Origin of the sequence: Streptomyces sp. NPDC051218 (assembly GCF_044455475.1) — a bacterium.
Taxonomy (GTDB): domain Bacteria; phylum Actinomycetota; class Actinomycetes; order Streptomycetales; family Streptomycetaceae; genus Streptomyces.
Window position 1 is genome coordinate 700,546 of the sequence record NZ_JBITEU010000001.1, and the last position, 25,731, is coordinate 726,276.

General features: G+C 69.5%; 23 protein-coding genes and 1 tRNA gene. 11 read left to right on the forward strand and 13 right to left on the reverse strand.

The window, feature by feature from the left end:
• The first annotated feature begins 152 nt into the window (after window positions 1–152).
• The gene (locus tag ACIBCK_RS03240) at window positions 153–632 is read left to right on the forward strand and encodes a two-component system response regulator (protein WP_399386343.1); all 480 of its coding nucleotides are present in this window, start codon (window positions 153–155) and stop codon (window positions 630–632) included.
• A gap of 23 nt (window positions 633–655) precedes the next feature.
• Here ACIBCK_RS03240 and ACIBCK_RS03245 read toward each other — a convergent pair.
• A tRNA-Val gene (locus tag ACIBCK_RS03245) sits at window positions 656–727 on the reverse strand.
• A 246-nt stretch (window positions 728–973) separates the two neighbouring features.
• Here ACIBCK_RS03245 and ACIBCK_RS03250 point away from each other — a divergent pair.
• The 4 genes from ACIBCK_RS03250 to ACIBCK_RS03265 all read left to right on the forward strand — a co-directional run bounded on the left by ACIBCK_RS03250 (window position 974) and on the right by ACIBCK_RS03265 (window position 4,796).
• Entirely contained in the window at window positions 974–2,443 is a 1,470-nt protein-coding gene (locus ACIBCK_RS03250; protein WP_399386344.1) for a hypothetical protein, read from the forward strand.
• Between the two features lie 86 nt (window positions 2,444–2,529).
• Window positions 2,530–3,120 carry a DUF4383 domain-containing protein gene (locus ACIBCK_RS03255; protein WP_399386345.1) on the forward strand — a complete coding sequence of 197 codons (591 nt, stop codon included), beginning with the start codon at window positions 2,530–2,532 and terminating at the stop codon, window positions 3,118–3,120.
• A 36-nt stretch (window positions 3,121–3,156) separates the two neighbouring features.
• A complete protein-coding gene (locus tag ACIBCK_RS03260; protein WP_399386346.1) occupies window positions 3,157–3,813 on the forward strand; it encodes a bifunctional 4-hydroxy-2-oxoglutarate aldolase/2-dehydro-3-deoxy-phosphogluconate aldolase in 657 nt (218 codons plus the stop codon).
• Window positions 3,810–4,796 (forward strand): sugar kinase, encoded by a 987-nt coding sequence (locus tag ACIBCK_RS03265; protein WP_399386347.1) that lies wholly within the window; start codon window positions 3,810–3,812, stop codon window positions 4,794–4,796. The genes ACIBCK_RS03260 and ACIBCK_RS03265 overlap by 4 nt, the downstream gene beginning before the upstream one ends.
• Before the next feature lie 234 nt (window positions 4,797–5,030).
• Here ACIBCK_RS03265 and ACIBCK_RS03270 read toward each other — a convergent pair whose 3' ends face one another.
• From ACIBCK_RS03270 to ACIBCK_RS03285, 4 genes are all read right to left on the reverse strand, one after another.
• Complete coding sequence (locus tag ACIBCK_RS03270; RefSeq protein ID WP_399386348.1) at window positions 5,031–5,255, reverse strand: zinc ribbon domain-containing protein; 225 nt, start codon at window positions 5,253–5,255, stop codon at window positions 5,031–5,033.
• Between the two features lie 34 nt (window positions 5,256–5,289).
• A complete protein-coding gene (locus ACIBCK_RS03275) occupies window positions 5,290–6,114 on the reverse strand; it encodes an HAD family hydrolase (protein ID WP_399386349.1) in 825 nt (274 codons plus the stop codon).
• Entirely contained in the window at window positions 6,111–8,882 is a 2,772-nt protein-coding gene (locus ACIBCK_RS03280) for a phosphoribosyltransferase domain-containing protein (RefSeq protein WP_399386350.1), read from the reverse strand. The genes ACIBCK_RS03275 and ACIBCK_RS03280 overlap by 4 nt, the downstream gene beginning before the upstream one ends.
• A gap of 81 nt (window positions 8,883–8,963) precedes the next feature.
• A complete protein-coding gene (locus ACIBCK_RS03285; RefSeq protein WP_399386351.1) occupies window positions 8,964–10,130 on the reverse strand; it encodes an HpcH/HpaI aldolase/citrate lyase family protein in 1,167 nt (388 codons plus the stop codon).
• A 181-nt stretch (window positions 10,131–10,311) separates the two neighbouring features.
• On the opposite strand from ACIBCK_RS03285, the gene ACIBCK_RS03290 reads away from it, so the two are divergent.
• The gene (locus ACIBCK_RS03290) at window positions 10,312–11,235 is read left to right on the forward strand and encodes a TerD family protein (protein WP_399386352.1); all 924 of its coding nucleotides are present in this window, start codon (window positions 10,312–10,314) and stop codon (window positions 11,233–11,235) included.
• Window positions 11,236–11,330: 95 nt separating this feature from the next.
• Here ACIBCK_RS03290 and ACIBCK_RS03295 read toward each other — a convergent pair whose 3' ends face one another.
• The 6 genes from ACIBCK_RS03295 to ACIBCK_RS03320 form a co-directional block, all read right to left on the reverse strand.
• A complete protein-coding gene (locus ACIBCK_RS03295) occupies window positions 11,331–12,074 on the reverse strand; it encodes a Tellurium resistance (RefSeq protein ID WP_399386353.1) in 744 nt (247 codons plus the stop codon).
• A 169-nt stretch (window positions 12,075–12,243) separates the two neighbouring features.
• Window positions 12,244–13,395, reverse strand: coding sequence for a DUF475 domain-containing protein (locus tag ACIBCK_RS03300; protein WP_399386354.1), 1,152 nt, complete (start codon window positions 13,393–13,395; stop codon window positions 12,244–12,246).
• 64 nt (window positions 13,396–13,459) lie between these two features.
• Window positions 13,460–14,035 (reverse strand): TerD family protein, encoded by a 576-nt coding sequence (locus ACIBCK_RS03305; protein ID WP_399386355.1) that lies wholly within the window; start codon window positions 14,033–14,035, stop codon window positions 13,460–13,462.
• Window positions 14,036–14,182: 147 nt separating this feature from the next.
• On the reverse strand, window positions 14,183–14,758 hold the full coding sequence (locus tag ACIBCK_RS03310; RefSeq protein ID WP_367041528.1) for a TerD family protein: 576 nt from the start codon (window positions 14,756–14,758) through the stop codon (window positions 14,183–14,185).
• A gap of 138 nt (window positions 14,759–14,896) precedes the next feature.
• Window positions 14,897–15,364 (reverse strand): peroxiredoxin, encoded by a 468-nt coding sequence (locus ACIBCK_RS03315; protein WP_399386356.1) that lies wholly within the window; start codon window positions 15,362–15,364, stop codon window positions 14,897–14,899.
• Between the two features lie 196 nt (window positions 15,365–15,560).
• Window positions 15,561–15,998, reverse strand: coding sequence for a DUF3052 domain-containing protein (locus ACIBCK_RS03320; RefSeq protein ID WP_399386357.1), 438 nt, complete (start codon window positions 15,996–15,998; stop codon window positions 15,561–15,563).
• 423 nt (window positions 15,999–16,421) lie between these two features.
• On the opposite strand from ACIBCK_RS03320, the gene aceE reads away from it, so the two are divergent.
• Together aceE and ACIBCK_RS03330 are read left to right on the forward strand one after the other, a co-directional pair.
• The gene (gene aceE / locus ACIBCK_RS03325; protein WP_399386358.1) at window positions 16,422–19,154 is read left to right on the forward strand and encodes a pyruvate dehydrogenase (acetyl-transferring), homodimeric type; all 2,733 of its coding nucleotides are present in this window, start codon (window positions 16,422–16,424) and stop codon (window positions 19,152–19,154) included.
• A gap of 123 nt (window positions 19,155–19,277) precedes the next feature.
• The gene (locus ACIBCK_RS03330) at window positions 19,278–20,159 is read left to right on the forward strand and encodes a potassium channel family protein (RefSeq protein ID WP_399386359.1); all 882 of its coding nucleotides are present in this window, start codon (window positions 19,278–19,280) and stop codon (window positions 20,157–20,159) included.
• On the opposite strand, the gene ACIBCK_RS03335 is transcribed toward ACIBCK_RS03330, so the two are convergent.
• Both ACIBCK_RS03335 and ACIBCK_RS03340 read right to left on the reverse strand, forming a co-directional pair.
• Window positions 20,140–20,556 carry a peptidase inhibitor family I36 protein gene (locus ACIBCK_RS03335; RefSeq protein WP_399387220.1) on the reverse strand — a complete coding sequence of 139 codons (417 nt, stop codon included), beginning with the start codon at window positions 20,554–20,556 and terminating at the stop codon, window positions 20,140–20,142. The genes ACIBCK_RS03330 and ACIBCK_RS03335 overlap by 20 nt on opposite strands.
• Window positions 20,557–20,755: 199 nt before the next feature.
• A complete protein-coding gene (locus tag ACIBCK_RS03340; RefSeq protein WP_399386360.1) occupies window positions 20,756–22,363 on the reverse strand; it encodes an MFS transporter in 1,608 nt (535 codons plus the stop codon).
• Between the two features lie 202 nt (window positions 22,364–22,565).
• Here ACIBCK_RS03340 and ACIBCK_RS03345 point away from each other — a divergent pair, with 202 nt between their 5' ends.
• From ACIBCK_RS03345 to ACIBCK_RS03355, 3 genes are all read left to right on the forward strand, one after another.
• Window positions 22,566–23,183 (forward strand): TetR/AcrR family transcriptional regulator, encoded by a 618-nt coding sequence (locus tag ACIBCK_RS03345; protein WP_399387222.1) that lies wholly within the window; start codon window positions 22,566–22,568, stop codon window positions 23,181–23,183.
• Between the two features lie 261 nt (window positions 23,184–23,444).
• The gene (locus tag ACIBCK_RS03350; RefSeq protein WP_399386361.1) at window positions 23,445–24,656 is read left to right on the forward strand and encodes an alpha/beta hydrolase; all 1,212 of its coding nucleotides are present in this window, start codon (window positions 23,445–23,447) and stop codon (window positions 24,654–24,656) included.
• Between the two features lie 75 nt (window positions 24,657–24,731).
• Complete coding sequence (locus ACIBCK_RS03355) at window positions 24,732–25,604, forward strand: DUF4429 domain-containing protein (RefSeq protein WP_399386362.1); 873 nt, start codon at window positions 24,732–24,734, stop codon at window positions 25,602–25,604.
• The last annotated feature ends 127 nt before the right edge of the window (window positions 25,605–25,731 follow it).

The window sequence follows — 25,731 nt, forward strand, 5'->3', positions numbered from 1 at the left end:
GGCTTCTTCTCTGTAGCGGACGGTGCTACTGCTACCTCCGGTGCCGTGGTCATGAGCCAGGGCGGCAACCCGGGCAGCAACCAGGGGTGACGAACGGATTCTCCAACTCGACTTCGGCTTACCGTAGTTACTGAGAAAGGGGGCTCAGATCCATGCCGACCACATCCGTGATCCTCGTAGTCGACGACCACAAGGACACCCTGTTCGCGCTGGAGAGCGCGCTGGCCCCTCTCGGCTACCCGCTGGTGAGCGCGACCAACGGCGACGACGCCCTCAGAGTGGTCCTGCGCGGGGACGTCGGGCTCATCCTGCTCGATGTGCGCATGCCGGGCGTGAGCGGCCTCGACGTCGTGCGCTACGTACGCCGTCTCGACCAGACACGCGCCATACCCATCATCCTGCTGACCGGCTTCGACGTCAGCCGCGAGATCGCCGCCGCGGCCTTCCTGCTCGGCGTCGCCGACGTAGCCCTCAAGCCCATCGACCCACTGACGCTGCGCACCAAGGTCCGCTATCTCTTCGACACCTACGCGCAACTGAAGTCGCTGCAACAGGAGATCGACGACCTGCGGGCGCAGGTGAAGGACAGCGCCCGGGAGAAGGACAGCTACGTCGAAGACCCCCAGCCATGATCGACTGGGGGTCTTCGTCCGGGTGGGCGCGGACGGTTTCGAACCGCCGACATCTGCCTTGTAAGGGCAGCGCTCTACCGCTGAGCTACGCGCCCGGAATGTTTCGACAGCCTACCTTGCCGGTGGCCCCGGGTCGCAAACCCGTATGAGGGTGGGCTCACGAGGGACCGCTCGGATGTTTCCGCTCCCCGTGGCGGTGGTAGTCCGCACCTCGTGTCCGCCCGCAGCGAAGACGGCAAAGTCGCGGTGCGCAGCGCGAACTAACCGGCCCGTGTGTTCGTCATTAACCGGTGGGAGAATGTGACACCGGGCAAGGCGGATGACAGCACGGGAGAGGGATAGTGACGGCGACACCTTCGCAGCCGTACACACCGGACACGCCGAGCAGATCGAGTGCGTCAGCAGTGCCGGACAGGGATGTACGACGCTGCGGGAGCGTGCGGCCGCGTTCCCGACCGCACGGCCTGCGAGATCGCCGCGGCCCGCTCCGCCCCCTCCGCGACGCCCTGACGCTCGCCCTCCTGCCTCTCCCCCTCATCGCCCTCGCCCTGCCCGCCGCCTTCGCCGGCGGCGGCACCCGGCGGTGGTTCGGCGGGCGCGGGGAGAGCGTGCGGGCCGATGCCCAGGCCGCCAAGGACGCGGCGGCCGCCGCCTTCTACGAGCTGGACACCGCCCAGCGGGATCTGCGGATCTCCATCGAGACGATCATCGCCGTGGACTCCACGCCCGCCGCGCAGCGTGCCGTCTCCGACTTCGAGGCCATCGGGCGGCGGATCGACGAGGCCAGCCACCAGTACATCAGCGCGGTGGACGCGCACGACCTCGACCGTGATGATCTCGAAGCCTCCGTCGCCGCCCGCGCGAGGACCGAGCTCACCGAGGCCAAGGGGGAGCTGGACAAGGCCAAGCAGGACCTGGACCGCTTCCAGCAGGGGCTCGGCCCGCTGCTCGACAAGGCGGAGACGCAGCTCGCCCGGCTCGCCCCCGCCGTCGAGCGGGCCCGGCAGACCCTCCTCGCCGCCAGCAACGCCCTCGATGCCGTACGGGGCGCGGGGCTCAAGGCCGATGATCTGGCCGCCCGCCTCGCCGCCCTCGGGCCCGAGCTGACCAAGCTCAATCAAGGCGCCGGGCAGCACGGCGTGCCGGAGACGCTGCAGCGCGCCGACCGCGTGCTGCGGGATGCCGAAGCCGTCAGGACCGAGGCCGACCGGCTGCCCGAGCGGGCCGCGGAGATAGACCGCCGCCTCGTCTCGCTGCGTACGCGCGCGCAGGCGCTCACCACCCGCAGCGGCCAGGTCGACCCGGTCCTCAGCGAGCTGCGCAGGCGCTTCACCGCCGCCTGCTGGCAGGACCTGCAGCGCGTGCCGGACCAGGCCACGGAGAACGTACGCCAGGCCGAGGTCAAGCTGAAGGAGGCCCGGCAGGCGCGCGAGGAGCAGCGCTGGCCCGACGCCACATCGCTGCTCTCGACGGTCCGCGCCCTGCTGAACGCGACGGACGAGGCGGTCTCGGCCGCCGGCGACCGGCTGCAGCGGCTGAACGCGGTGGCGAAGGACCCCCAGCACGAGATCGAGCGCACCCGCTTCGCCATCCGTGACGCCCAGCGCCTCGCCATGGCGGGGCGCCAGACCCCGGAGCAGCGCCACGCCCGCCCCCTCGACGAGTCCGTGGCCCGCCTGGACCGCGCGGTGGCCTCCCTGGAGGGGCGCCACCCGGACTACTGGCACTTCCTGACCGAGACCGAGGCCGTGCGGCAGGCGGTGGCGCGCGTGGTCACGCAGATCCGGGAGGAGCGGGGGCACGGGGCCTAGGGGCGGCACGCCCCGGCACCTCTGCTGGCGGTTGGTGCCCCGCGGGCGGATATTGGAGATACGTACGCCGACGTCAGGAGGCGGACATGGCCACGCACGTACTCCACCCAGGGGCGAAGCGGCCCAGGCGGCGCGTCACGCTGAACGAACACCTGCCCGTCGACCACCGCCTCAGCACGGTCTACCGCGTCGGCGCGGGTCTGATGGGGCTCGTCCTGCTCGCGTTCGGCATCCTCGGCCTGATCGACAAGGTCGGCTTCTTCGACACCGGGGGCGACACCGTCGCCGGTCTGAACACCAACGGCGCGCTCAGCGTCCTGTCGATCTGCGTCGGCCTGCTCCTGTTCGCCGGCATGGTGATCGGCGGGAACTTCGCGTCGACGCTCAACATGGTCCTCGGCTGCGCCTTCATCCTGAGCGGCTTCGTCAATCTCGCCCTCCTCGACACCGGTTTCAACTTTCTCGCCTTCCGCATCCAGAACGTGCTGTTCAGCTTCGTGGTGGGCGTCCTCCTGATGATCTTCGGGATGTACGGGCGGGTCGGCTCGGCCCTGCCGCACGACAACCCGTACTGGCGTGCACGCCACCCCGAGCAGGTGCGGCACGCCGGGCGCGGGCGTGGAGGCCGCCGCGTCGAGCCCAGGTCCAAGGTGCCGGGCACCGACACCCAGCCCTGAGCAGGCACGCTGAATCCCCTGTGCGAGCCTTGGGGCATGTCGGACCTCACCACTGCCTTCAGTTCAGCCCTGCGGACCCGGCGTCTGCTCGCCATCGTGCGCGGCACCGACGCGGAGGCCTCCTTCCGGACGGTCATGACGCTCGTCGAGTCCGGTGTGCCGCTCGTCGAGGTCTCCCTCAGCGGCGCCGACGCCCTGGGCGTCCTGCGTCGGGCACGCGCCGAGCTGGGCGGCGAGGCCTGGCTGGGCGCGGGCACGGTCCTCACCGCGGAGGACGCGCGCCGCGCCGCGGACGCGGGGGCGAATCTCATCGTGACGCCCGGACTCGGAGCCGGGGTCGACGAGGCGCTGCGGCGTGAACTGCCGGTCGCCGCCGGGGTGTTGACCCCGACCGACGTCATCGCGGCGAGCGCCGCCGGTGCCACCACCCTGAAGATCTTCCCCGCTTCGGCGATGGGCGGCCCCGCGTATCTCAAGGCCCTGCGAGCCCCCTTCCCCGACCTGCCCTTCGTACCGGTGGGCGGCGTGGACGCGGCCGCCGCCGAGGAGTACCTGGCGCTCGGCGCGGTCGCGGTCGGCGTCGGCTCCCCGCTGATCGGGGACGCGGCGGACGGCGGCGATCTGGACGCGCTGCGCGAGCGCGCGGCGCGGTTCGTGGCGGCCACCGGGGCAGCGGCGGGGGCGGGCCGATGAGCGGCACCACGCCTCCCCGCGGCGCCACCGACGTCCTCACCCTGGGCGAGACCATGGTCGCCCTGCGCGGCAGCGGGCCGCTCAAGCTGGGCGGTTCGATGGACGTGTCCATCGCGGGCGCCGAGTCGAACGTGGCCATCGGGCTCGCGCGGCTCGGCCACGCGACGCGGTGGGCGGGCGCCGTCGGCGACGACGAGGCGGGCGAGCTCGTGCTGCGCACGCTGCGGGCCGAGGGTGTCGACGTCTCCGGCGCGACCCGCGACCTTGACGCGCCCACGGGGCTCATCCTCTTCGAACCGCGGCTGCCCGAAGTGACCCGCGTGCACTACTACCGAGCGGGCTCCGCCGGTTCACGCCTCACGGCGGCCGCGGTCGAGGGCGCGTTCACGTCTCCCGGCGCGCCCCGCGTCCTGCATCTCACCGGCATCACCCCGGCCCTCGGCGCGTCCGCCCTGGCCGCCTGCCGCCGCGCCCTCGAACTGGCCCGAGAGCACGACACGACGGTCTGCCTCGACGTCAACTTCCGCTCGCGGCTGTGGAGCGACGAGGAGTCCGCCGCGGTGATGCGTTCGTGGATTCCGTACGTCGATGTCCTCATCGCGTCGGACGACGAACTGCCGCTGTGCGTACGGGAGACGACGGCCACCGGTGAAGCCCACGCCCTGGCCAAGGCGCTCCTCGCGCAGGGCGTGCGCGAGGTCGTGGTCAAACTCGGTGCCGACGGGGCCACCGCGTACACCGCCGAGGGCGAGCTGTACGCCCCGGCGCGTCCGGTGCGGGCGGTGGACGCGGTGGGCGCGGGGGACGCGTTCGTCGCCGGGTACCTGTCGGCGCTGCTCGACGGCGACGACGTGCCGGACCGCCTCGACCGCGCGGTCACCACGGGCGCCTTCGCCGTGGCATCACACGGGGACTGGGAGGGGGCACCCACGCGGGCGGAGCTGGGGCTGCTGGGGGCGGGGCCGGGGACGGTGGTGCGTTAGCCCTCTCGGCTGGAGAGGGCCGTTCGGCGGGGCTGGGGCTGGAGCGGGCCGTCCGGCGGGGCCCCCCTCCAGAGGGCCGCCCGGCCCGCGGGCCCCTGTCCAGAGACAACCGGACCGCAGTCCGCTGGGCCCTTTACAGAGCTGACGGGGCCGTCACCCGCAGGACGCCTTACAGAGCCGTCTAGCCCGCGGGTCCGCTGGGCACCTTCCAAAGCCGACCGACCCGCCGGTCCGCTAGCCGCAGCAGCCCCCGCCGCAGCAACCGCCTCCGCCACCACCCCCGCCTCGCGGGGCCGCGGCGGGCGCCGAGGTTGAGCCTCCGACGGCCACCGTCGACAGCAGCTTCACCGAGTCCTCGTGCCCGGCGGGGCAGGCCGCGGGGGCGGCGGACTCGGCCATCGGGCGGCTCAGTTCAAAGGTGTCGCCACAGGAACGGCAGCGGTACTCGTATCGGGGCATGGGCCAAGGCTAGCGGCAGCGGGCCGACCGGGGGTCAGGCGTTGGACGAACCTTGGCGAAGGAACTCCCGCAGGATCTCCTCCCCCGCCGCGACCCCCCGCTCCGGCAGCACCGTGAGTCCCGGCGCCGTCCAGCCCGTGTCCGCCAGCTCACCGTGCCCAGGCCGCCAGGAACGGTCGGCGGCGAGCAGCAGATCGGCGTCGAGGAGCGAGTCACCGGCGGCCAGGATCTCGTCCGCGTCGATACGGCGGGCCACCTCACGCACCGCCGCACTCTTCGTCAGCGGCTTCGGCACGGCGTAGATCTTGCGGCCCTGCAGCGAGACGGTCCAGCCGCGGCCCTCCGCCCACACGCCGAGTTCCTTGACCCACTCCACCGGCAGCAGGGCGCGCTCGACGACCAGATAGGCGAAGAGGTCCTCGGCCACCCGCTCCTTGAGGAGCCAGGCGGGGTCGGCGGTGCGCACCATGTGAGCGCGGACCTCGTCCAGCGAGGCGCACTCGGCGGCGAGCCGCCGGTCGACGTCCGCCCGCCACGCGGGGTCGGACACCCCGTCCACCAGCAGGTGCCCGCCGTTGGCACAGATCGCGAACCGCGGTGCGGGGCCCGGCAGATGGATGCGCCCGTACTGCTCGCGCGTCCGTGTGGTCGTCGGCACGAAGACCGTGCAACGGCCCACCTCGTCAAGGAGCCCGGCGGCGGCCTCGGTGACGTACGACAGCGGCTTGCTCTCGTAGACCTCGACGCAGAGCAGGCGCGGCGCTTCGGCGTCGGGCATGGGCAGGCCGAGGGCGGCGGAGGAGTAGATGAGGGTGCGGTCGAGGTCGCTGGCGACCAACACTGAACGGGAGGTGCTCACTTGGAGGTCACCGCCTTGCCGTCCGTTCCGGTGGCTCCGCGCGTGAACTGAGGGTGAATCAGTCCGACGCAGGTGTAAGGGAGTTCGGACACCTCCTCGACCGGTACGCCACGCTGCTCCGCCAGCAGTCGTACGTGATCGAGGTCGGCCCCCGCCCCCGCGCGCGCCAGGATCCTCCAGGGAACGCGCCGCAACAGGACGCGCGTCGTCTCGCCGACGCCCGGCTTGACCAGGTTCACGTCGTGGATCCCGTACTCCTCGCTGATCCGCTCGACGGCGGCCCAACCCTCCCAGGTCGGCGCCCTGTCGGCCGAGAGCAGCTCCTTAACCTGGGCGTCGACGGCGTCGGCCACCTCGTCGAAGCGGGCGGTGATGGCGTCCAGGAAGTCGAGGGACACGTCGCCGTCGGCGAGCTCGCGGTAGAACTTGGCACCGTGAAAGTCATCGGGCCCGACCAGATCCGCACGCAGGACGGTGCGTGATATCAGGCCGGACACCGTCGAGTTGAGGCAGGCCGAGGGGATGAGGAAGTCCTCACGGGTGCCGTAGGTGCGGACGCAGGAGCCGGGGTCGGCGAGCACCGCGATCTCCGGGTTGAAGCCCGCCGGGCCTCCGGCCTCCTCGAACTCCCTCACCGCGTCGGCGAGTTCACGCGTGATCGCCCCCTTGCCCGTCCAGCCGTCGACGAAGACGACATCGGCCGGGTCATGGTGGGCGGCGAGCCAGCGCAGCGCGTTGGCGTCGATACCGCGGCCACGCACGATCGAGACGGCGTAGTGCGGCAGGTCGAGGCCGTGCCGGTGCTGCGCCCAGCGCCGCATCAGCACACCGACGGGCGTGCCCGCACGGGCGAGGGAGACGAGGACCGGACGCGGGGAGCGCTCGGCGAGCACGGTCTCGGTGACGGCACCGACGGCCTGCGCGATGCGGGCGGCGGAGGTGCCGAGCGCGGCCCGGAACAGCTCTTGGTACTGCGGGCTCGGCTGGTACTCGACCGGCAGCGACTCGGCATAGTGCGCGCCACCGCTCTGTATCGCCTCCTCGCGCTCCTCGGTGGGCGCCTCGAGCGTCACGTCCGAGAGATCCTGGAGCAGCCAGCCGACGTCTTCGGCCGCGTACGAGGAGAAGTCGGGGCCGCGGAGGGGCTCGGGCAGCATGGAGTGCCTTTCGGGGACGTACGAGGGTACGACGGCGAGCAGCACCTGCGGTGCGTGCGCGGCGAGCTGCGCCAACAGGCCGTCGGGGGCGTGGAGTTCGGGTCGGTCGGCCACGGAGTCGACGACGAGAACGATCGCGTCGAAGCCACCGCCGGCGACGTTGTACGCGTACCGCTCGCCGGGTCCGTCGGCGGGGGCGTCGTGCGCGGGGAAGACGAGGCGGCTGCGGATGGCGTAGCCGGGGTCGTCGACGGCGAGGACGGGCGACCGTGTGGTGGTCGAGTACCGCACCTCCGCGACACCACCCCCCAACCGCTCCTCCAACGCCACGCCGATGGCCAACGGCGCATACATCAACTCCTCGAAACCGAGGACCAGGACGCGGGGGGCGGGGGACGGGGTGGCGGCGGCTTCCGGCACCGCTGCCGAGGCAGGCTGGGGGGCGGCTGTGGGTGCGGCTCCCGAGGCAGACCGCGGGGCGGCCGTCGGCGTCGCTGCCGAGGCCGGCTGGGGGGCGGACTCCGGCGCGGATTCCTCCTGCGCGGCCCCCGAGGTCAGCGGCCGGGCAGCCGTCGGCGTGGCTCCCGAGTTGGGCTGCGGGGTGGCATTCGGTGTCACCCCCGAGGCCGACTGCGGGGCAGCATCCGGTGCACCCCCCGAAGCCGACCGCGAGGCAGCATCCGCTGTAGCCCCCGAAGCCGACTGCGAAACAGCATTGAGTGCGCCCCCCGAAGCCAGCTCTTCCGCGAGCCGGTTCGCCATCCCCGGGAGCGCCGCCTCAAGAGCCGCCCGGTGCTCGGGGGTGAAGCCGTGGCGGCCGCCGTCCGGTACCCCGGCGGGCCAGGCGAGGTCGGCCCGGGTGACCGAACCCGCCTCGCGGCGCGGGGCGGGGAGCGCCGAAGCCTCGTACTCCTCGACCAGCGCCTGCCCCCTCTCCAGGACCCCCTCCGGCAGGCTCACCGTGCCGGACGCCATCGTGATCAGGTCGACCCGCGCGCCGATCTCGCGGGTGAAGTCGGCCAGGCGGCCCTGGTCCCGCGGGGAGCGCATGTCGACGAGCGCCACGATGACGTACCGCTCACGCGGGTACAGCTCGTGCAGGGCGCGGATGGTGTTGAGGACCGTGTTACCGGTGGAGAACTCGTCGTCGACGAGGACCAGCGGGCCGTCCCTGGTGAGGAGCCGGGGGTCCTCGGGGAGCAGCAGGTGCGAGGTCGCGTGGGAGTGGGACTCCTCGAAGCCGCCCGCCCTGCGCACCCCGTCGACCGGACGGCGCGTGGAGTGGAGGTAGGGCGCGAGGCCGATGCCGTCCGCGACACAGTGGCCGAGGCCGGTCGCCGTCTCCGCGTACCCGAGCACGACCGCGCGCCCGGCCTCCGTGTCACCCAGGAGGGCGCGCACCCGCACACCGAGGTCGCGCCCGGCCGCGTACACGACGGAAGGGAGCTGCGGCACATGCTTGCCGAGGACGTTCGACACCAGGAGGTGCGCCCGCTTCGGGTTGCGGCGCAGGGCGAGGCCGAGCAGGCCGCTCAGCCCCGCGTCCCCGGCCAACTCCACACCGAGCCGCTCGGCCACCCACGTCCCTGACCACACCACGTCGTCGTTCACAGTCCTCGCACAGTCCTTACGTTCAGCCGGGAAAGTTCAGCCGGAAAAAGGGGGCCCCGGGTGCTCAGCCGGCCCGGGTGCTCAGCCGGAGAGCCCGGCGGTGAGCAGTTCCACGAAGCCGATGTCCTCGCGCGCGACGCCGAAGACCTCGGCGCGCTGGAGGGTCCTCTCGGCCCAGGCGCGGTGCGGCTTCACTTCGTTCATCTTGTTCGTGTACGCCGAGCGCATCACCCCGCCGCCGTCCCGCTCCGGGCGCAGGATGTCCTCGGCGTCGCTGAACTCCTCGTGGCTGACGACCGAGAGCGCGTGCACGGGCAGCACGTGCGAGGGGTGGATGCAGGTCTTGCCGAGCAGGCCGTTGGCCCGGTCGAGCTCGATCTCGCGCAGCAGCCCGTCGATGTCGTGCTCGATGAGCGCCTGCCGCAGCTCCTCGGCCCGCCCTTCAAGGAAGGGGCTGCGGCGCAGCTGCGGCTTGAACATCCTCTCCTGGGCTCGGAAGTACTCCCACACAGGGCCTGTCACGGTGAAGCCCGTGCCGTCCGCCCTGCCGAGGCGGTTCACCACGTCGGCGATGACGGAGGCCACGATGTGCACGTCGTACGCGGTCATGTGCGGCGGCCTGCGCAGTCCGTACGCCGAGCAGAAGTCGGTGACGCCGAGCCGCAGCGCGAGCACCCGCTCGCGGTACTTGTCGACGGTGCGGGCGATCCCGGCGAGGGTCTCCGAGCGGCTCTCCAGGTGCAGCAGCTCGGGCGATTCGAGGACCGGCATCGCGAAGAGCCTGCGGCCGCTCGCGGCTTCCGCCACGGCGAGCGACTCCAGGAAGGCGACGCCGCGCTCCTCGGTGAACTTGGGCAGCACGAACCCGGAAAGCAGCCTGATCCCGGCCCCGAGTCGCTCCGTCAGGTCGGCTATCTGTTCGGGCGTCCGGACCCGTATGAAGAGAAGCGGAGGCTCGGCGCCGTCCCGCTCGGCCAGGTCGGCGAACTGCCTGACCAGGTTCTCCTCGGCGCCGACGACCTCGGCGTCGTCGATCGAGTCCTCGAGGCAGAGCACCATCGAGATCACGCCATGCCCGGCCTGTTTGAGAATGTCGTCGGCGAGGCGGGGGCGCGTGGCAGGGCTGTAGAGCGTGGCTCCCAGGGCGGCGGCGAGCAGACGCGGGGAGGAGTCCGCGGTGAAGGCGCACGGCTCCCGATGGAAGAGACGCTCTCGCACCTCTGGGGCTATATGCCCGAAATGACGCATTATTTCCCCTGTACTCGTCGGCGCGACCCGACGTGATGTGGCCGGTAATAGTACGTAGGGACGGGTGTCAAGGGTTCCCCTTGGGCATGAAATTCAAGTAACCCGGCCATGTCAGACACACTGGCCACACACCGTCACCCCCGCGTTGTCCCGTTCAAACCCGGGAAGGCAGGATGACCGCATGACGCACGCGATGTTGAAGGGGTCGAACGTCCCGCTCGAAGCCACCGCCGTCCGCGCCGTGCTGCGCTGGACCCCTGGTCAGGGCGTCCCGGACGTCGACGCGTCGGCTCTGCTCCTCGGCGCCGACGGCCGCGTGCGGTCCGACGAGGACTTCGTCTTCTACAACCAGCCGCGCCATCCGTCGGGCAAGGTCTGGCGGCTCGGCAAGAAGCGCGTCTCCCAGGGCCTCGCCGAGGGCCTGACCGACACGATCCAGACGGACATGGCGGGCCTCGACCCCGCCGTGCACCGCGTCCTGCTCGTCGCCTCCGCCGAGAACACCGCCTTCGAGAACGTGCGCGCGCTGCGCATCCTGCTGTACGACGCCGGCGCGGGCGAGGCCGAACCGCTCGCGTACTTCGACATCACCCCGCAGACGGGCGCCGAGACGGCCCTGATCTGCGGCGAGCTCTACCGCCGCGGTGAGGTCTGGAAGTTCCGCGCGCTGGGCGAGGGCTATCTGAACGGCCTGGAGGGCCTCGCCGGCGACTTCGGCATCTCCGTGGACGAGTCGGAGGCGGTGCCCGAGCCGTCGACCGAGGCCTCGCTCCCGCAGCCGTACCCCCAGCGGCAGCCGCTGCCCGAAGCTGCCACGCAGGCGCAGGCCCCGGGTCCCGGCCAATCTCCGGGTCCAGGGCCGTCCCCGCAGGTTCCCGCCCCGCAGCCCTTCCCCGCCCCGGCTCCGCAGCCCGCCTACGGCTACCCTCCCGAGCCCCCGCGCCACCAGCCCGCCCCGCAGCCGTCCTACGGCTACCCGCAGCACCCGCCCGCCCACGCGGCGCCGGTCCCGCAGCCCTCGTACGGCTATCCGCAGCCCGTGGCGCCGATGCCCGACCCGAACTTCCGGCTGCCGCCCCAGGGCCCGCAGTTCCTCGCACGCTGAGGACGCGGGGCCGCTCGGCAGGATCAGCGGGCCGAGGGTCCCAGGCGCACCGAGCACGCCGATCGGGCCGAGCGCGATGAGCGCCCGGGGCCCGTTCAGGCGCCGCCCACCTTCGACTTGTAGCCACGGCCCCACTGCAGCCCCCAGCCGTAGAGACGGTCGAGCTCGGCCTGGAAGCCGTACACGAACTTCACCTCGCGGCGCACGACCATCTCGCCCTTGACGTTCTCCAGCGTGAAGATGGCACAGGAGCGCGCCTGCGGCTGGCGCTCGTCCAGGTCGATCTCGATCCGCGGGCCGTTGCTGGGGTAGAGCGTCACCTTGGCGTGCGTGCGGTCGAAGGCCGGCGTCTGGTCGTATATGTAGGCGAAGAAAAGCAGCCTCTTGATCGACTCACGGTGATCGAGGTTCACGTAGATCGTCTCGCCCGACGGCGAACCGAAACGGTCGTCGCCGCTGAGCTTCACGTGAGGCGGCGCGTTCAGGTCCCCGAAGAAGCTGCCCAGCGGCTGCACGACACCCTTGGCGCCGTCCATCGTCTCGTACAGACAGCCGAGGTCGAGGTCCACGTTGACCACGCCCTGCGTGTGCGCCTGCACCACGTCCGGCTGGAACATCTTCAGGGGGTGCCGCAGCAGGCCTGCGCCCTTGGGCTTGCCGATGATGTCGGACGTGCGCATCTGCCAGGAGAGGTTGACCCGGAGGTTGCCGGTGGCCGCGCCCTGCTTGTTGAGCGAGACCGTCGGGTGCCGCTTGGTGAGTTCGATGGAGTTCGTCGCGGCGCTGCCCGACTCGTAGTCCATCGATCGTCCACGCCACAAACCGTCCCAGAAGGACATGCCCGCCCCCAAAAAAAGTGCCGGTGCCCCCATGAGCCCCATGGGCCCAGTGAGTTCCTTACGAATGCGAACGGGGCGGCCAGGAGGACTCGTCCTCGATGGCCGCCCCGTTCAGAAGCGTTCCTCACCCGGCCCCGCGTCACACTCCGGGAACGGATCGGACCCTGGGTCAGACGCCGGAAGGCACCTCGGCCTTCTCGTCCGAACCCGAGCCCTTGCCCTTGCCCTCCTCCGCCGCGATGCGCTTGTTGCGGCGCACGGACGAGAAGAAGGACCAGGCGATCAGGACGACGCCGACGAGGCCGGTGATGACCTCGTGGATCTCGTACTGGATGGTGACGAGGAGGATCACGGAGAGGGCGCCGATCGCGTAGTGCGCGCCGTGCTCCAGGTAGACGTAGTCGTCGAGGGTGCCCTGGCGGACCAGGTACACGGTGAGCGACCGGACGTACATCGCGCCGATGCCGAGACCGAGCGCCATCAGGACGATGTCGTTCGTGACGGCGAAGGCGCCGATGACACCGTCGAAGGAGAACGACGCGTCCAGGACCTCGAGGTACAGGAACATGAAGAACGCGGCCTTGCCGGCCATCGCCATGCCGGTGTTCTTACCGGTGCGCTTGGCCTCTTCCTCGGCCTCGTGCTCGCGCTCCTCGTCCTCCTCAAGCTTGTTCTCGAAGAAGCCGGAGAGACCGCCGACGATCAGATAGGTGATCAGACCGGCGATGCCGGAGATCAGTACCGTCTCGGCCTTGTTGACGTGTGTGCCGCCGTGCTGGTGGGCGTGGACGGCGAAGGTCATCGAGGTGATCAGCAGGACGATCAGCGCGATGCAGGCCGACAGCATGTCGACCTTGCCGAGCTTGGCGAGCGGACGCTCGAGCCAGCCCAGCCACTTGATGTCCCGGTCCTCGAAAATAAAGTCCAGGAAGATCATCAGCAGGAACATGCCACCGAAGGCGGCGATCGACGGGTGAGCGTCGGTCACCAGCTGCTTGTACATGTCCTTGTCGGTCATCGCCAGGTCGACGGCCTCGATGGGCCCGATCTTGGCGCTGATGGCCACGATGACGACGGGGAAGACCAGCCGCATGCCGAACACGGCGATGAGGATGCCGATGGTGAGGAAGATTTTCTGCCAGAAGGCACTCATCTTCTTCAGAATCCCGGCGTTGACCACCGCGTTGTCGAAGGACAGCGAGATCTCGAGGATGGACAGGATCGCCACGATCCCGAAACCTGTCCACCCCCCGTAGAACACCGCCGCGACCAGGCCGAGCGCGGTAACCGCGAACGACCAGCCGAAGGTTTTCAGAAGCACTGGCTACCCAATCGTGTGTGTACGGGCTCCCGTTTAGCGGTCTCCCCCGCGCCGGTCCCCTGCTTTACGAAACATTGACCCCGAAGTCTAGAGCGATGCCCCGCAGACCTGACGCGTACCCCTGCCCAACGGCACGGAACTTCCATTCGCCCCCGTAGCGATAGACCTCGCCGAAGATCATCGCGGTCTCCGTGGAGGCGTCCTCGGAGAGGTCGTACCGTGCGAGCTCCTGCTGGTCCGCCTGGTTGACGACGCGGATGAAAGCGTTGCTGACCTGGCCGAACGCCTGGCCGCGATTGTCCGCGTCATGGATCGAGACCGGAAAGACGATCTTGTCGCAGGTGGCGGGAACCTTGGAGAGATCGATCAGGAGCGACTCGTCGTCACCGTCACCCTCACCCGTGAGGTTGTCGCCGGTGTGTTCGACGGAGCCGTCCGGGCTCTTGAGGTTGTTGTAGAAGACGAACCACTCGTCGCCGAGAATCCGGCCCGAGTTGCACATCAGCGCGCTGGCGTCGAGGTCGAAGGGTGCTCCGGTGGTGGAGCGCGCGTCCCAGCCGAGGCCGATCAGGACCTGTGTGAGGTTCGGTGCGGCCTTGGAGAGGGAGACGTTGCCTCCCTTGGCGAGCGTGACGCCCATGATGTGGTCCTCCCCGTGGTTCGAGAGCAAGAGTTTCCCGGTCCCCCATGATGCGGAAGCTGTGCCCGGGAGCAGGAGTTTGAGCACGTCCGGCGCCGCACTCGTGGTGTGCGGCGCCGGACGACAAGGCGGAGGGCGTTACTCGGCTCAGACGTTGACGCCGAAGTCCTGCGCGATGCCGCGCAGGCCCGAGGCATAGCCCTGGCCGACGGCGCGGAACTTCCACTCCGCCCCGTTGCGGTACAGCTCACCGAAGACCATCGCCGTCTCCGTCGAGGCGTCCTCGGAGAGGTCGTACCGCGCGATCTCCGTGCCGCCGTCCTGGTTCACGACGCGGATGAACGCGTTGCGGACCTGGCCGAACGACTGCTGGCGGGTTTCGGCGTCGTAGATCGAGACCGGGAAGACGATCTTGTCCACGTCAGCCGGAACGGCCGCCAGGTTGACCTTGATTCCCTCGTCGTCGCCCTCGCCCTCACCGGTGGTGTTGTCACCGGTGTGCTCGACGGAGCCGTCCGGGCTCTTCAGGTTGTTGAAGAACACGAAGTTGCCGTCACTGCTGACCTTGCCCTCGGCGTTGGTCAGAATGGCGCTGGCGTCGAGGTCGAAGTCCGTACCGGTGGTGGTACGGACGTCCCAGCCCAGGCCGACCAGAACCGCGGTCAGGCCGGGCGCCTCCTTGCTCAGCGATACGTTGCCGCCCTTGCTGAGGCTGACTCCCACAGGTCCTCCCAATTGATGTCCAGGGGCGGGGAGCCCCAGTCGTGCTTGCCATCGGATCAACGAGTGGATCCTAGTGACCGGTTCCCGGCCGCCACAGGCTCTGCACCTGAAGAAACACAGGGTGTCACCCCTGAGGAATCACAGGGTGTCGAGCGCCTTGACATACTCGCCGAGGTCGCGGGCGTCCGGCAGGCCGTTGACGACAGTCCAGCGCACCACGCCCTCCTTGTCGATGATGAAGGTGCCGCGCACCGCGCAGCCCTTGTCCTCATCGAAGACCTCATACGCGCGCGACGCCTCGCCGTGCGGCCAGAAATCGGAGAGCAGCGGGTACTCCAGGCCCTCCTGTTCGGCGAAGACGCGCAGGGTGTGGATGGAGTCGTTCGAGACCGCGAGCAGCTGGGTGTCGTCGTTGACGAACTTCGGCAGTTCGTCGCGCAGCGCGCAGAGCTCGCCCGTGCACACACCGGTGAACGCGAACGGATAGAAGAGCAGCACCACGTTCTTCTCGCCGCGGAAGTCCGACAGCTTCACGGTCCGGCCGTGGTTGTCCTTCAGTTCGAAGTCCGGGGCCTTGGTGCCGATCGCCGTTCCAGCGAGCGCCATGAGTTCGCATCCCTTCGGTGGGGCTGTTCGGGTGACGACCACCCTACGCAACGGACGTTTCATCCGATCACCCCGCAGGGCGGGCGCTTGTGCGGCGCCGGCCGTCCTGCGGACATGCGTGAGCCCCCACCGGCATACGTCGGTGGGGGCTCACGACAATCGGCTCAGTCGATTTCCTGCTGCCTGAGCGGCAGCTTCACCGCTTCTTGGCTGCCGCCTTCGGCGTGACCAGACGGCTGCCCGTCCAGTCCTTGCCCGCGTTGATGCTCTTGGTCTGAGCGAGTCCGGCGGTCGTGGACGCTTCGTTGATGTCGCTCGGCTCGACGTAACCGTCGCGGCCGGTCTTCGGCGTCATCAGCCAGAGGTCGCCGCCCTCTTCGATCATCTGCGTGGCGTCGACCAGCGCATCCGTCAGGTCGCCGTCGTCCTCACGGAACCACAGCACCACGGCGTCGGCAGTGTCGTCGTATTCCTCGTCGACGAGCTCGCTGCCGATCACCCCTTCAATGGCCTCGCGGAGCTCCTGATCGACATCGTCGTCGTAGCCGATCTCCTGGACCACCTGCTCGGGCTGGAAACCCAGCCTCGCGGCAGGGTTGGTCCGCTCCTCCGCGTGGTCCGCGGTCGCGCTCACGGCTTGCCTCCTGATCATGTTTTCGGGAATGCCTTCACCCACGCGCGTGCGCGGGACATTGGCGGTAGTCCACACGGGCGGACCGGATCGCGCAAGTACCCGGCCGTCAAGACCGCTGAAACGGTGACGTTCCCGGCCGTGTCGCCGCAACTCAAGGCCCACCTGCCAGATCCTTCTCCGCTCGCACTCAGCTCGACTTCGCTCGTACGACACCGATCGGAACTGAGGTCCGAACGGCCTTACGAACCGGCTAGGCGGGATGGGCGTATCGTTGCGATTTGGTCGAGCCTACCCCAGGGCCGCCGGGCGGACCCGTCGGTTACCTCTCAGTAGAGATGACGATTGCGTCTACGCGGTACACGATGGGGAACGTCTCACAGCCAGGCAAAACCCAGGCGAAAGCCCCAACAGCGAAGGAACAGCGTGGCTTCCGGATCCGATCGCAACCCGATCATCATTGGCGGCCTGCCGAGTCAGGTCCCGGACTTCGATCCCGAAGAGACCCAGGAGTGGCTCGACTCCCTCGATGCCGCGGTCGACGAACGCGGCCGCGAGCGGGCCCGCTACCTGATGCTCCGGCTTATCGAACGTGCGCGCGAGAAGCGCGTCGCCGTGCCCGAGATGCGCAGCACGGACTATGTCAACACGATCGCCACCAAGGACGAGCCGTTCTTCCCCGGCAACGAGGAGATCGAGCGCAAGGTCCTGAACGCGACCCGCTGGAACGCCGCGGTGATGGTGTCGCGCGCCCAGCGCCCCGGCATCGGGGTCGGCGGCCACATCGCCACCTTCGCGTCCTCCGCCTCGCTCTACGACGTGGGCTTCAACCACTTCTTCCGGGGCAAGGACGAGGGCGACGGCGGCGACCAGATCTTCTTCCAGGGGCACGCGTCCCCCGGCATCTACGCCCGCGCGTACCTCCTCGACCGGCTCTCCGAGCAGCAGCTCGACGCGTTCCGCCAGGAGAAGTCGAAGGCCCCGAACGGCCTTTCGTCCTATCCGCACCCGCGTCTGATGCCGGACTTCTGGGAGTTCCCGACCGTCTCGATGGGCCTCGGCCCCCTCGGCGCGATCTTCCAGGCGCGGATGAACCGCTACATGGAGGCGCGCGGCATCGCCGACACCTCCAAGTCGCACGTCTGGGCCTACCTCGGCGACGGCGAGATGGACGAGCCCGAGTCGCTCGGCCAGCTCTCCATCGCCGCCCGCGAGGGCCTGGACAACCTCACCTTCGTCGTCAACTGCAACCTCCAGCGCCTCGACGGCCCGGTGCGTGGCAACGGCAAGATCATCCAGGAGCTGGAGTCGCAGTTCCGCGGCGCCGGCTGGAACGTCATCAAGCTGGTCTGGGACCGCAGCTGGGACCCGCTGCTCGCCCAGGACCGCGACGGCGTCCTGGTCAACCGGCTCAACACCACGCCCGACGGCCAGTTCCAGACGTACGCGACCGAGACGGGCTCGTACATCCGCGAGCACTTCTTCGGCGACGACCACCGCCTGCGCTCCATGGTCGAGAACATGTCCGACGAGCAGATCCTGCACCTGGGCCGCGGCGGCCACGACCACAAGAAGGTCTACGCGGCGTACGCGGCCGCCAAGGCCCACAAGGGCCAGCCGACCGTCATCCTGGCGCAGACGGTCAAGGGCTGGACCCTCGGCCCGAACTTCGAGGGCCGCAACGCCACGCACCAGATGAAGAAGCTGACGGTCGACGACCTCAAGGGCTTCCGCGACCGCCTGCACATCCCGATCACGGACAAGCAGCTGGAGGACGGCGCCCCGCCGTACTACCACCCGGGCCGTGACTCCGAAGAGATCCAGTACATGCACGACCGCCGCCAGGGCCTCGGCGGTTACGTACCGACCCGCGTGGTCCGCTCGAAGCCTCTCCCCCTCCCCGAGGAGAAGACGTACGCGGCAGCGAAGAAGGGATCGGGCCAGCAGTCGATCGCCACCACCATGGCGTTCGTCCGCATCCTGAAGGACCTCATGCGGGACAAGGAGATCGGCAAGCGCTTCGTGCTGATCGCCCCCGACGAGTACCGCACCTTCGGCATGGACGCCTTCTTCCCGAGCGCGAAGATCTACAACCCGCTCGGCCAACAGTACGAGGCCGTCGACCGCGAGCTGCTCCTCGCCTACAAGGAGTCCCCGACCGGCCAGATGCTGCACGACGGCATCTCCGAGGCCGGCTGCACGGCCTCGCTGATCGCCGCGGGCTCGGCCTACGCCACCCACGGCGAACCGCTGATCCCCGTGTACGTCTTCTACTCGATGTTCGGTTTTCAGCGCACCGGCGACCAGTTCTGGCAGATGGCCGACCAGCTGGCCCGCGGCTTCGTACTCGGCGCCACCGCCGGCCGTACGACGCTGACCGGCGAGGGTCTCCAGCACGCGGACGGCCACTCGCAGCTGCTCGCCTCGACCAACCCGGGCTGCGTCGCCTACGACCCGGCCTTCGGCTACGAGATCGCGCACATCGTCAAGGACGGCCTGCGCCGGATGTACGGCCCCGACAGCGAGGACGTCTTCTACTACCTCACCGTCTACAACGAGCCCATCCAGCACCCCGCCGAGCCCGCCGATGTGGACGTCGAGGGCATCCTCAAGGGCATCTACCGCTTCAAGGCGGCCGAGCAGGGCGCCATCCCGGCGCAGATCCTCGCCTCCGGTGTCGCGGTGCCGTGGGCGGTCGAGGCCCAGCAGATCCTCGCTTCGGAGTGGAACGTCAAGGCGGACGTCTGGTCGGCGACCTCCTGGAACGAACTGCGCCGCGAGGCGGTCGACGTGGAGCGCCACAACCTCCTGCACCCCGAGGAGGAGCAGCGCACCCCGTACGTGACGCAGAAGCTGTCCGGCGCCGAGGGCCCGTTCGTGGCCGTCTCCGACTGGATGCGGAGCGTCCCCGACCAGATCTCCCGCTGGGTCCCCGGCACGTACCAGTCCCTGGGCGCCGACGGCTTCGGCTTCGCTGACACTCGCGGTGCGGCCCGCCGCTTCTTCCACATCGACGCGCAGTCGATCGTGGTCGGCGTGCTCACCGAGCTGGCCCGCGAGGGCAAGCTCGACCGCTCCGTACTGAAGCAGGCCATCGACCGCTACCAGCTCCTGGACGTCACGGCGGCCGATCCGGGCGCCGCTGGGGGCGACGCCTAGGCCGTGCGCCGTGCGGTGGCAGCCGTAGCCGCGTGGGCGCGCGGCGCCCGTAGCACGTAGGTCGTTCGGAGGGTGGTGGGGCAGTGGCTCCCGCCACCCTCCGGCGTTTCCTACGATGCGCGCATGGAAGCGCCCGATAAACACCCTCCGGCACAGCTCCGTTGGGAGCGACGCACACAGAATCCGCTCCTCGTGCTCGCGGTGGCCTTCGCCGTCGCCTACGCCGTGCCCATCGTGGTGCCCGACGCGAGCGAGAGCGTCGGAACCACCTGCACGGTGGTGGAGTGGATCGTCTGGGCTTCGTTCGCCGCTGACTATCTCGTACGCCTCTACCTCACCGACCACCGCAAGCAGTTCGTCCGCTCGCACTGGTTGGACCTCGGTGCTGTCCTCCTTCCCATGTTGCAGCCGCTGCGGTTGCTGCGGCTCGTGTCGACTCTGCTGCTGGTGGGGCGCCGGGCCCGGATGGCGTCTCAGATTCAGCTGACGACATACGTCGCCGGGGCTGTCGTGGGCCTCCTCATGTTCGGTTCGCTGGCTGTCCTTTCGGTGGAGCGGGAGTCACCGAACGGCAATATCAAGACCCTTGGTGACGCGGTGTGGTGGTCCTTCACCACGATGACCACCGTCGGCTACGGCGATCACGCGCCGACGACCGGGCTCGGCCGCGTGCTCGCGGTCGGCCTCATGCTGTCGGGCATCGCACTGCTGGGTGTGGTCACCGCCAATATCGCCGCCTGGTTCATCGCGCGCTTCGACCGGGACGACGTCGAGGAGCGGCGCCAGACAGCGGCGATCGAGACGCTGACGGCGGAGGTGCGAGCGCTGCGGGCACAGGTGACCGCACTGTCGGCCGGGGCGGAGTCGGGGGCGGCTGGGGCGGCTGGCGTGGCAGCCGGTGCATCTGGGGTGGCCGGTGCGTCTGGTGTGGAGGTGGAGGTGCCGCGGCCGGCGCCGACCGCGGAGACCCCCGATGTGCCTCCGGTCAGTTCTCCCAGACCTTGAACGCCCGTACGCGATAGGGCGATTCAGGGACCCAGCTGCCACCCCCTGGATAGGTGTCGAACTCGCCGGTCTCGGCACACTCCGCGGATTGGTAGGTGGTGACCGGCCGACCCGTGCGGTTGGCGAGAGCTTGAGCGCTACCCCCCTCCGGCAGCGCTACACAGCTCTCGATGTCGATCTCGGACAGCTCATACGTCTGTCGGGCGCCTTTGAACTCCGCCTTTCCCCATAGGCAGAGCTCCCCAGGACCGCAACCGGCGAGCCTGGGCGGCGCCGCGGCCCCGGCGTACTTCGCGGGTGTCGCGAGATCGGCCTTTGTGACCGGTGCCGTGGCGCCGGCCTGTGCGGGGGTGAGGATCACCGTGGCGAGTGCGGCCGCGGCGAAGGTCGTGGGCATGCTCGTGCGCATCTGCTTCAACTCCCGTGTCGTGTGGATCACTTGCCAGAACTGTGACCCACTCGCCAGCTCCATCGGAAGGGGTACGGATGTGCGTCACCCAGATAGGCGAAAGCCCCCCAGTAGAACCCTGAGGGGCTTTCCCTGATGCGCGTGCGCGACGGCACGAGAATGCGCGTACGCGACGGCTCGGACTCGGCTAGATGTGCCCGACCCCGGCGCCCGCGTCGGCGTTGGCACCGCGCTTGGTCAACGTGGCGACCAGGGCCGCGATGACCGCGACGACACCGGCGACGGTGAAGGCCAGGCCCATGCCGGACACGAACGTGTCATGCGCGACCGAGGTGATCGCCTCGGCGACCGGCTCCGGCGCCTTCGGCGGGACCGGGGCCCCGCCCATCTCGATCACGGCGGACGCCTGGTCCTGCTGCCCGGCCGTCATCGGCGGCAGCTTGGCGTCCGCCCAGTTCGCGGGCAGGTCCTCGTCGACCCGTGCTGCCATCACCGCGCCGAGCACCGCCGTGCCGAGCGCGCCGCCGACCTGCATGCCGGCCTGCTGGAGGCCGCCTGCCACACCGGACAGCTCCAGCGGGGCATTGCCGACGATGACCTCGGTGGCTCCCACCATGACGGGCGCGAGACCGAGGCCGAGCATGCCGAGCCAGAGGGACATCGGCAGTGTCGCGGTGTCCGTCGTCATCGTGGACATGCCGAACATCGCGATGGCGGTGGCCACCATGCCGCCGACGAGCGGAACGCGCGGGCCGAACTTGGTGATGAGCGCACCCGCGATCGGCGATGCGACGATCATCATGGCCGTCAGCGGCAGGAGGTGCAGCCCGCTGTCGACCGGGCTCATGCCGTGCACGTTCTGCAGATAGAACGTGACGAAGAACAGGCCGCCCATGAAGGCGAAAGCCATCAGCACCATCAGGATCGTGCCCGCGGACAGCGGGATGGACCTGAACATGCCCAGCGGGATCAGCGGTTCCTTGACCTTCGTCTCCCAGAAGGCGAAGAGCGCGAAGAGCACCACCGCGCCCGCGAGGAAGAGCAGCGTCCTCGTTCCGCCCCAGCCCCACTCCGAGCCCTTGATGAGGGCGAGGATCAGGGCGAACATGCCGCCCGAGAGCAGGACGATTCCGGGGATGTCGAAGGACTTCGGCGCGTTCTCCGCACGGTGGTCCTTGAGGATCACCAGGCCGAGGAGGAGAGCGATGACGCCGACGGGCACGTTGATGAAGAACACCGACTGCCAGCTGACGTGCTCGACGAGCAGACCGCCGACGATGGGGCCGCCCGCGGTCGAGGCGCCGATGACCATGCCCCAGATGCCGATCGCCATGTTCAGCTTCTCGGCGGGGAAGGTGGCGCGCAGCAGGCCGAGCGCGGCCGGCATCAGGAGGGCTCCGAAGAGGCCCTGGAGGACGCGGAAGGCGACGACCAGGCCGACGCTGCTGGAGAACCCGATGGCACCCGAGGCGACGGCGAAGCCCGCCACACCTATCAGGAAGGTCTGCCGGTGGCCGAACCGGTCACCGAGCTTGCCGGCGGTGATCAGTGCGACGGCGAGCGCGAGGAGGTAGCCGTTGGTGATCCACTGGACGCCGGCCATCGAGGTGCCGAGGTCCTTGGCGATGGCCGGGTTGGCGATCGCCACGATGGTGCCGTCCAGGGCAACCATCATCACGCCGATCGCGACGGAGAAGAGCGTCAGCCAAGGGTGGCCGCGGAGCCCCTTGGCCGGGGCCGGAGCGGTCGGCTCCGGCGCCTTGTCCGCCTTGTCGACGGTGATCTGACTAGTCATGTGTTCGAGGCTAGTGTCAGCTGCTGACAGTTGACAAACCATTTCACAAGTCGGTAACTGTCACGTAGCTCACAGGTAAGGTGAGCTGATCGAACGGCGGAAAGAAGGCCATGGCGTGAGGACCGGGCAGCGAGCGGCGGATCCCGCGAAACCGCAGGCCGAGACCGTGGGAGTGCGCTCCGACGAGCCCTCTCGGCCCGGACTGCGCGAGCGCAAGAAGCAGCGCACTCGCGACGCGTTGCTGCGCGCGGCGCTCGAGCTCTTCACGACCAAGGGGTACGAGGAGACGACGGTCGACGAGATCGCCGAAGCCGTCGACGTCTCTCAGCGCACGTTCTTCCGGTACTTCGCCAACAAGCAGGAGGCCGCCTTCGCCGTACAGGAGATGGTGGAGCAGCGGTTCGTGGAGACGTTGCGCGAACGCCCTGCCGGCGAAACGCCGTTCGTGGCTCTGCGTGGGGCCGTCATAGGGGCCTGGGATGCGATGGGCCGGTCCATCGAGGAGGTCGTCCCTGTCGAACTCCACATGCGGACCTACCAGATGATCGAGTCCACCCCTTCCTTGCTCGCCGCCCACCTGCGCCGCTCCATCGAGATGGAGGAAGAGATCGCGCGCGTGATCGCCGAACGTGAGGGGCTCGACCTCGACACGGACCCCCGCCCGCGCGTGGTGGTGGCCGCCTTCAGCGGAGTGATGCGCGTGACCGGGCGCCTGTGGGGTGCGGGCGAGGACTCGAGCGTGGAGTCGATTCGCGCGATCACCGAGACGTATCTCGATCACCTCGGACCCGCGTTGGCGGAGAGCTGGCGCAGGGAGTGACGGTACGCGCACTCCTCGTTCGGTCACAGGTGACGTCCGGCAACACGATGGATCGACCCATCGAACAAATCAGCACGTTCAGTGAACGATTGATACACCGTCAGTAACGGTTTACGCCGGTGCGCTGCGCGTACACACTGCATACAGTGCGTGACGAGAATGCTCAAAGTACGCCCGCTTTGCCTCAATTACCCCACGTGAAACGTGATCTGTCTCACCCGGTGCACGGTAGGCATCACGATTCTCCTAGGGTGTTCCGTAGTGACTTCCTTCGACTCCTCCCCTCAACTCAGCGCCTGGCGCGCACTGCTTGCGCTCGCCGTCGTGTTCGTCATGCTGGCGACCACGGGCTGGACCGCGGTGCGCCACCACAAGGACGCCGCATCGCCGCTCGCGGCCTCGCTCTCCGCCTGGGAGCGCGGGCACATCGGCGGCCGTGCCCTGCCCGACGCCAGTGCCCCGGCCGGCAAGCTCGCTCACTTCTTCTCGTCGCTCAACGCGCATCAGCGCAGCCGACTCGCCACCCGCTATCCCCTTGCGGTCGGCAACATGAACGGTGCCCCCGTAGAGCTGCGATATCGCGCGAACCGCATCGCGCTGGAGCAAGCACGCAAGACCGAGCGACAGCGCGTGCACGACAACCGGCTCTCCCCTCTCGGGCAGCAGGAGGCGGAGCGCAGAATGAAGCGCTTCGGCGTGATGACGCACCCGGATCGGCAGGTCCTGTCCTTCGATCCCATGGGGTCCGGCCGTATCGCCGAGGTCTTCGGGGACCTCGGCAAGGCTTCCAGGGTGTCGGTCGTGGTGCCCGGGGTGGACACGAACGTGCTGACGTTCGAGCGGACGAACCGCAAGTACTCGGCGCCGGTCGGTATGGCCAAGGCCCTGTACGGCGCGGAGCACGCGGCGAGCCCACGCGCGCGTACCGCCGTGATCGCGTGGGCCGACTACACCGCGCCCGCGGGCCTTGGCGTGGACGCGGCCACGTCCATGCGCGCCGACGACGGCGCGACCCGGCTCAACTCCCTGGTCCGCGGCCTGCCGGGTCACTCACCCGTCGCGCTGTACTGCCACAGCTACGGCTCGGTGGTGTGTGGGGTCGCCGCGCGACAGCTGCCCTCCCGCGTCACCGACATCGCGGTGGCGGGCAGCCCCGGGATGCGCGCGGACACGGCGGCGCAGCTGGGCACAGGGGCCCGCGTCTGGGCCACACGGGACGGCGACGACTGGATCCAGGATGTGCCAAACATGGAGGTCGGCGGGCTCGGTCACGGTGCCGATCCCGTCTCTCGGGACTTCGGCGCGCGCGTGCTGTCCGCACGCGGCGCCATCGGCCACACCGGCTATTTCGAGCCGGGCACGGAGAGCCTCAGGAACTTCGCCGACATCGGCGTCGGTTCGTACCGCTCGGTGCGGTGCGCGAGCGGCGATGACGTCTGCCGGAAGGAATTTTCCGGCTCGGCCGTGGTCTGACGCGCGTAGAAATCGACGAAACAGCGGCACGCCGCAGGAGGGACGGAGGCGCGCGTGCCGCCTACGATGAGCCGCATGGGTGATGTACTGGCCGGATTTCACGCCGCCTGGGAGTTCGAGTCCGACTCCGTGCTCATCCGCTTCGAACGGGGGATCCGTACGCCGAAGCTCCTTCAGGCGCTCGGCGAACGCCGCATCCCCCACGAGGCGATCGCAGCGGTGACACTCACTCCCGGTAAACGCGGGACAGTCGTTCTGCACGCCGTGCCGAGACCGGGCGCCGATCCGCTGATGGAGGCGGCCGCGGGCCAGCTCAAGGACGGGTGCGACCCGTACCGACTCGTGCTGCCCGCCGAGCGGGAGACGCTCGCCGAGTACTACGCGGACGAACTGCGGGCGCAGCTCGCGGAGGGTGACAGCGGACCTCCGGACCGCTACCTGGTCGCCCCGCCGGAGGCTCCGCTGCAGTTCAAGGCGTACGACGGCAAGGCGTCCTTCGACGGCAAATCGGTGGCCTTCCGGTGGTTCTGGACGGGCGCTTCGTCCGCGAAGTGGAAGGCCGGCGACCAGAGCTTCCTGGTCACGGACCTGAGCGGCGTCGAGTGGCGCTCCCCGGAGGTCTTCGAGGGCCATCTGCGGCTGCTGCGCCGTGAGACCCCGCTCGCCCAGCCCGCGCAGGCGGACCAGGATCCCGCAGCCGTCGTCTTCGGTCTGGGGTACGGGCCGGTGCACGAGTCGCTGCCGTTCGCGGCGTCGGTGCTCGCCGCGGTGCGGACGTCGGGCCCGGCCTTGACGCCCGGCACGGTTCCCAGCAGCACCCCGGCGGTCCGCCGTGACCCTGCGGACATCGCGGATCGCATCCGGCACCTCGGCGAGCTGCACCAAGCCGGGCTGCTCACGGACGAGGAATTCACCACGAAGAAGGCCGAGCTGCTGGCGGAGCTGTGATCAGGCGGATCCAGGGGCCCACGCGTCATACCTGGGTATCGCTGGAAGCCCGATTCGTACCTGAGTATGGGGTGCAGGTCAGCTCCGCGGTACGACGGCGCCGGGCGTGCTTCGTGCCTACGCTGAA